The organism is uncultured Acetobacterium sp., from assembly GCF_927416815.1.
GTDB lineage: Bacteria > Bacillota > Clostridia > Eubacteriales > Eubacteriaceae > Acetobacterium.
Genome location: NZ_CAKMJU010000053.1, coordinates 1 through 6,654 on the forward strand (window position 1 = coordinate 1; position 6,654 = coordinate 6,654).

At 43.4% G+C, this 6,654-nt stretch carries 7 protein-coding genes; 1 reads left to right on the forward strand and 6 read right to left on the reverse strand.

All coding sequences use genetic code 11. The annotated features are described in order from the left end of the window. Nucleotides 1–574 precede the first annotated feature (574 nt). The 3 genes from der to QZ998_RS08580 form a co-directional block, all read right to left on the reverse strand. Entirely contained in the window at nt 575–1,894 is a 1,320-nt protein-coding gene (gene der, locus QZ998_RS08570) for a ribosome biogenesis GTPase Der (RefSeq protein ID WP_296559713.1), read from the reverse strand. Nucleotides 1,895–2,009: 115 nt separating this feature from the next. After that, entirely contained in the window at nt 2,010–3,344 is a 1,335-nt protein-coding gene (locus QZ998_RS08575) for a DUF512 domain-containing protein (RefSeq protein ID WP_296559715.1), read from the reverse strand. A 179-nt stretch (nt 3,345–3,523) separates the two neighbouring features. Then, a complete protein-coding gene (locus QZ998_RS08580; RefSeq protein ID WP_296559716.1) occupies nt 3,524–4,237 on the reverse strand; it encodes a 4Fe-4S double cluster binding domain-containing protein in 714 nt (237 codons plus the stop codon). A gap of 85 nt (nt 4,238–4,322) precedes the next feature. Here QZ998_RS08580 and QZ998_RS08585 point away from each other — a divergent pair, with 85 nt between their 5' ends. After that, on the forward strand, nt 4,323–4,844 hold the full coding sequence (locus QZ998_RS08585) for a DUF4364 family protein (RefSeq protein ID WP_296559718.1): 522 nt from the start codon (nt 4,323–4,325) through the stop codon (nt 4,842–4,844). Between the two features lie 100 nt (nt 4,845–4,944). Here QZ998_RS08585 and QZ998_RS08590 read toward each other — a convergent pair whose 3' ends face one another. From QZ998_RS08590 to ytvI, 3 genes are all read right to left on the reverse strand, one after another. After that, nucleotides 4,945–5,241, reverse strand: coding sequence for a zinc ribbon domain-containing protein (locus QZ998_RS08590; protein WP_296559719.1), 297 nt, complete (start codon nt 5,239–5,241; stop codon nt 4,945–4,947). A gap of 37 nt (nt 5,242–5,278) precedes the next feature. Beyond that, nucleotides 5,279–5,437, reverse strand: a complete 159-nt coding sequence (locus QZ998_RS08595) for a hypothetical protein (protein WP_296559721.1) — start codon at nt 5,435–5,437, stop codon at nt 5,279–5,281. A 72-nt stretch (nt 5,438–5,509) separates the two neighbouring features. Further along, on the reverse strand, nt 5,510–6,589 hold the full coding sequence (gene ytvI / locus QZ998_RS08600) for a sporulation integral membrane protein YtvI (RefSeq protein WP_296559723.1): 1,080 nt from the start codon (nt 6,587–6,589) through the stop codon (nt 5,510–5,512). Between the last annotated feature and the right edge of the window lie 65 nt (nt 6,590–6,654).

Genomic DNA, 6,654 nt, shown 5'->3' on the forward strand with positions numbered 1-6,654 from the left:
CAGTAATCATAAAGGCATAAGGAAGGATTAGACTTTGAGGGTTGCTAATCTGGTTTAGAGCGGTTTCAAGCGCATAAAAATCAAGCACACCAATTTTCTTGTAAATCATCGAAAGCATTTCCACCAATTCGCCCAAGTCCAGACCACATGCTTGCGCACTCTCAACCGCTCTTCAAAGTTTGATGAGCTTATTTGTTGAACAATTAAATTTGGTAGGCTCTAGAAAGTCTACACTGTTAAAAAATCAACTCCAGCAATGGATTGACTCTCAGGCCTCTTTTATAAAGGCTTTGTTTGGTCAATTAAGCTGGGAAAGTTGAGATATATATATTTTAATTGATTTTTTTTTATTTCTTTTAATTTCTTTCAATCTGTATTCTGATAATTTTCATGCTAGTCACTGAGTTAATCATCTGACTAAAATTCGATATTCAAAAAGAACGAAAATTCTGCTCGCCTTGCTGCAAAATTCTCGCTCTTAAATTCGGTTTTAATTAAATGCTCGTCTTAAATGTTCGTCTTAAAGTTCGTCTTAAAGTTCGTCAAACTAAATGTGCATCAAACGACTTAAATCTTACTCGCTACGTTCCCGGATAAAAAAGCGAATTGGGGTGCCAAAGAAATCAAAGGTTTCGCGGATTTTGTTTTCCAGGTAACGCTGATATGAAAAATGCACCAAGGTCATATCATTGACAAAAACCACAAATGTTGGTGGATTAATGGCCACCTGGGATGCATAATAGAGTTTTAGGCGTCGGCCATGTTTTGATGGCGGCTGTTTCATCATCACAAATTCGGCCAGTGCTTCATTGACCTTACCGGTAGTGATCCGTTTGGCGCTCTGGGCTTTGACATATTCAATGGTTTCAAATATTTTACCGAGTCGCTGTCCGGTTTTGGCCGAGATAAAGATGATCGGCGCATAATCCATAAATGACAGCGCATCACGGATATCATCTTCCATCTTCTTCATGGTTTTATTGTCTTTTTCAACGGCGTCCCATTTATTGACAATAATGATCGATGGTTTGGAGCGATTATGGGCAATTCCGGCAATTTTGGCATCCTGTTCGGTGACGCCCTGGGATCCGTCAATTAAAACCAACACTACCTGACTGCGTTCAACCGCGGCAATCGCGCGAACAATACTATAACGTTCAATGTCTTCATAGATTTTTTTCTTGCGGCGCAGGCCGGCGGTATCAATTAAGACATAGTCTTCCCCGTCGTATCGGACACTGGTATCAACGGCGTCGCGGGTGGTACCGGGGATATCGCTGACAATCAGCCGTTCTTCACCGAGTACCTTATTAATCAGGGTCGACTTGCCGACATTTGGTTTGCCGATTACGGCTACCCGGAGCCGATCATCCTGGCTCTCTTCTTCGTCGTAGTAGCGCTTAACATGGTTGATGATTTCGTCAAGAAAATCCCCTAAGCCTAAACCCTGCTCGGCAGAAATGGCCAGTGGCTCCCCGATTCCCAAGTTATAAAATTCAAAAACATTGTTTTCCAGGCTTTGGCTGTCGACCTTATTAACGGCCAATAAAACATCTTTTTCATGTTTGCGAATCATATTGGCAACTTCTAAATCCGAGGCGGTCATGCCTTCGCGACCGTCAACCATCAGGACAATCAGATCGGCCATATCAATGGCGATTTCTGCCTGAACCCGCATCTGCAAAAGAATGTCATCCTTGGTATGGGGCTCGATCCCGCCGGTGTCGATCAGGGTAAAATGGTGGTTTTGCCATTCGGCATCGGCAATGATCCGATCACGGGTCACCCCGGGGGTATCTTCGACAATGGCAATTCGTTCTCCAACTAATTTATTAAACAGCGTTGACTTGCCCACATTCGGGCGGCCAACCACTGCTACGATAGGCTTTGGCATGTAATTTCCTCACTTCATCTATATTCATTAATTTGTAATAGTATTTTATAATTAAACTTTGATAATATTTTTTTGTATTTCTTTAGTTGTCTTGCTCATTCACTCTAATTCAATTCTAAGCCTCTAATAAGGCTTGCAGCAGGGCTTCACCCGAAACCGCAACGCCCGCGATGGTCACACCAAGGGCTTGGCCTAAGGTTTCCAGGGTCCAGTCGTCGAGTAAGGTATCGGTACCGCTGCGCAGGGCATTCTCTGGCAACAGCAGCAAATCGATGGGATTTTTTTCAAACTGCGGTTTTACTTGCGCCAGGATGTCACAACCGGTGAGCAGCCCGGAGACGGTAATGGCTTCGCCAAAGAAATGGTTAGTAATCGGGAAAAGGCTAAGATCTAAGCGCGGATAATGCTGCTTAATCTCAGCAAGCAGATTGCTAAGAAAAGGTTCCGCCGCTCTTCCGGTTAGGAGCCCAATTCTTTTGCTAGTGGTCTTGACTGGCGACATAGCAGCGCTTGTTTTTCTTTGTGCTAAGCTTTCTGTGACCGAGGCTTTAAAATCGGCGATCATCCCTACCCCATTTTCAATTTGCGGAAAGCCGCTATAATAGTCGCTGTCGGGAATGGGTATTCCGGCCAGTAAAAAAAACTCGTCGCTGGGATAGACAAAGCCTTCGCCGTGTTTTGCTGCCATTTCATCGTGGACGGCATTAATCATTTCGAGCGTTTTTAAGGCATCCTCCTGATTAAAAAGACGCAAGCTTTCAAGACCCTGGCGATGCTCAGAAAGACCGACTGGGACGACTGAAAGGGACTGCAAAACCGGATAAAAGGCTTTTAAATCGTTGAGGGTCTGTGCCAGTTCAAGGCCGTCATTATAATCCGGCACCAGGACGATTTGTCCGTTCATGACAATGCCATTATCGTAAAAGCTTTCTAAATAGGACATCACATCGCCGGCAAAACGGTTTCTAAGCATTTTGATCCGTAACTCGGGATTGGTGGTATGGATCGATAGATTCATCGGCATAATGCGGTAGCGAATAATCCGATTGAGTTCATCGGGCGTCAGATTGGTCATGGTAATATAATTGCCAGTTAAAAACGACAAGCGTTCATCATCATCTTTAACATACAGGCTTTCGCGCATGCCCGTCGGCAGCTGATCGATAAAACAAAAAACGCAATTGTTCTTGCAGGTTTTGGTGCCAATCATCGCTTCGGGAAAGATGACACCCAGATCATCCTCGTATTCTTTTTCAATATCGAGTAGCCAGATCTCGCCATCTGCTTTTTCTATTTCTACTTCTAAGCTCTCGTCAGCGATCAGATAGCGATAATCAAGGATATCCGTTACCGGCAGGCCATTGATCGATAGCAGTATATCCCCCGCCGTGATTTCCATTTGATCGAGAATGCTATCATCCTCGACGCCGTTTATAATAAATTTTTTCAAGGTATCTCTCTGTTTCTTTGCAATTTAAAAACTGCCAGCAAAACCAGCCGGCAGTTCTCCTCATCTATTATATAATATTTTTGGAGAAAAAAAAACCTATTTAAGAATTTTTCCTCAGTTAAACAGTCTTTAACGGATCCATAACACTAATTTGTATTAATGAAGCGCTTAAAATGTATTTATTTCCCGATCGGACAGGCGACCACACAGAGGCCGCAGACCGCTCCCCGACCAATATGATGGAAGGCATCCTTCATATGCTGGCTGCAGGCATTGGCATCATAAAGGGCATTACGCGCCAGCCCTGGTGTCCACAGCTGTCCTTCGATGGCCAGCGCTGGGCAGGCACTGACACAGGCGCGGCAGGAACCGCAACCGCTTTGGGTAATTGGCTCGCCCGCAGCGACTGGGGCATTGGTTAAGATGGTCGCGAGGCGCACCCGCGGGCCGTAACGCTGATGAATGAATAAGGCAGAGCAGCCGATCCAGCCCATTCCCGCCAGCACAGCTGCGGTTTTGTGGGCAAATGCCCCGGTAAATGGATCATCAGGATCGGTAACTGATTGCGAAGCAGGAATCGCGACACTAGCGTAATTCTGGGCTTCAAGCGCCAATAAAATTCGCAGACTGATGTCATCAAGCAGCCGGTTAACACTGCGGTAATGGCTGAAATAGGTATGTGTTGGCGCGTCCTCAATCTGATTTAGAATACCATCAGAAAGCTTGATCATCACCGTGATGGCGTGATTATAGTGCATCCGTTTTTGGGCTGGCAATCGGCTTAAATCGGAGAAACCGATTTCGCTTGCGCCTAATGAATGGCCTAAATTGCGAATCATCAGGTTAAAATGGTTTTTTGACTGGGCGTGATTGCGGGTGACTTCTTTTTTCATTTTTTCCTCTTTTTTGGTTAGAAATAGGGATATTAAATCAGTGATATGATACAATGTTAGTAGCAAAACAAAGGTGGTGGGATTCATGCTCTTTAATTCTGAACAGCAGGCTGAGGATAAACTGATCATTCTCTATGTCTTAAAAAAAATCAAAACCTCATTAACCCGGGAACAGATCGCCTTGATCGTTATTGAAAATTTACAAATTGGTTATTTTGATATTCAATTATATATTGATGATCTGATTAAGGATGAATTTCTTTCGGTGTTGGATTATGATGGCAAGTCAGTGCTTACCTTATCCGCGATTGGTAAAGAATCACTAAAGCTCTTCTGCACTAAAATTCCGGCTTATATTACCGATATGATCGATCTTTATCTTAAGGAAAACCGCGAAAAGATCTTCAAGGAAGTAAAAATTACCGCCAACTACCAGAAATTAAGCGAAACCGATTATCTGATCGACTTAAAATTGCAAGAAAACAACATGGTTTTAATGGAAATATCATTAAATGCGCCGACATTAAAGCTGGCGTTGGATATCTGTAATCGCTGGAAAGAAAATACCCAGGAGCTTTATTCCTCAGTGCTTAAAATATTGACCTGATTGAAGACGCTCAAAATAATAAAACAGAATAAAAACCCAAGATCAAAAAGACTTCGGAGCATCGGAAGTCTTTTTATGATCGATCGTAGTTGATTACAGCTTAAGCGCTGGGTTTGCCGCATTTGGCGCAGAAACGCATCCCGGGCGCCAGTTTGGCACCGCAGTATTGGCAGAATATGGTCTTTGGTGGGGCTGGCAGCGCTGCTGAGGTGCCGCAATAGACACAGAACTTCGCACCGGGTGCGAGCTGTTGATCGCAGTTAGAACATTTTAGGACTTCAGGTGTTGCCGCAGCGGGGTCTTCTTTTTTTGCGGCGGGCATTTGGCAGCGATCCGCTGGTTCGTCTTTCTGAATTAGTAGCGACACCATCAGGTCGCAGGCTTCATCAATGGTCACCTAAAGTGATCGTCTTTGTGTTCATGAAACCTCCTGCTTAATTGAATTTTCTTTTGATTGCCCGTCGGACTTTTCCATCGATATCGAGTGTCAATTTATCGGTGGTATTAATATCAGCCTTGACCAATCGCTTGACTTGATCGTAACCGATTTTGCCACTTTTTGAAGGCTTTAAATTACTGAATGATGGGCTCACCTTGCCGATGATCTTGTCGGCTTAGCATTATTTATCACTTGCCGAGAAATCTATACCTCCATCCTCATGCGCTTATTTGAACAATTTCACTGTCCCCACATCATTTAAATGTTTCAGCAGCGAGAGCGCAATTGGAAATCCAAACAGACCTAGAACCCCCAGTAAATTCACACCTAAAAACATACTCATTAAAGCTACCACCGGATGAAGCCCCAGCTGTCCACCGACGATTTTTGGCTCTAAAATATTACGGATAACCGTCACAAAAACATAAACCAGGAGCAATCCCAGCCCAGTCTGATAATTTCCCTGAATCAGGGTGATAATTGTCCAGGGAATCATAATGCCGCCGGTTCCCAGCACTGGTAAAATATCAAAGATCGCAATAAAAAAGGCAATCAGGATGGGATTGTCAATCCCGACAATTGAAAGCCCAATCGAGAGTTCAACAAAAGTAATTGACATAATCAGTGCATAGGATCGGATGACAACAAACAAGGTATTAACAATATAGTTCTTTATTGTTTGGATAATCTCATTTCCTTTTTCAGAAAACTGCCTGAAAACAAAGGATGACAGCATCTCATAATCAACAGCCATAAAAAAGGTTGCGATCACCATCAATAAAATTCGTATTAAAAAAGTCGGCAAGGATCCTGCAAGATCGGATAAGAATGCTACAAATGCCAATGATATGCTGGTTACATTATCCCCTAAGGAATTGATCAGCTGTTCCGTCGCCGAATTCAAAACGTCAACAAGGGCAGCATCAATCAGAAAAACGGTCTGTTCAATCCCATCAAAGGTGGTCATCAGAAAAGGTCTGAGTTGATACTCATAGATGTCTGGTAATGCACTGCTCGTTTGCGAAATTATAGAGATCAATTTGACCCCCACCAACGACAATAGAATCCCGGCTCCACCATAAAACACCAGCACCAGAATAAATGACACCAGCTTATTGGGTAGTTTTGTTAATTCCGAAATCGCTTTGGCTGGCCCTTTAAGCAGATAAGCAATCAGAAAAGCCAAGATAAAAGGGCTCAACAATGATATTGCATACTCGAAAATTAGGTATACAATAGCCGCAACTAATAGAATATATACAGCATTTAAAATGAACTGTCTTTTTTTGTCATAAGGGGATTCCATCTATTCCTCCGATTTTTTCATCGAACACATCGTGGTCTTCGATTATCAGTAAAACCGCTCCTCAG